Raw genomic sequence first — 216 nt, 5'->3', positions numbered from 1 at the left:
GCCCCGTAGGCCGACGTGATGACACCGGCATACACCCCCGTGTCCGTGCCCCGCAGCGAACCCGGAGCAATCCCCGCGTCCTCCAACGCCTCCCAACACGTCTCCAACAACACACGCTGCTGCGGGTCGGTCCCCAACGCCTCACGCGGACTGATCCCGAAGAACTCCGCATCGAAATCACCCGCACCATCAAGGAACCCACCCACCCGGGCATAG

At 65.7% G+C, this 216-nt stretch carries 1 protein-coding gene; it reads right to left on the bottom strand.

The window, feature by feature from the left end:
* The coding region (locus WA788_RS35920) for a beta-ketoacyl synthase N-terminal-like domain-containing protein (RefSeq protein ID WP_335984765.1) at nt 1–216 on the bottom strand (216 nt) is incomplete at both ends.

It is taken from the genome of Streptomyces sp. CA2R106, assembly GCF_037034245.1.
Lineage (GTDB): Bacteria > Actinomycetota > Actinomycetes > Streptomycetales > Streptomycetaceae > Actinacidiphila.
This window is presented reverse-complemented; position numbering and strand designations above follow the sequence as displayed.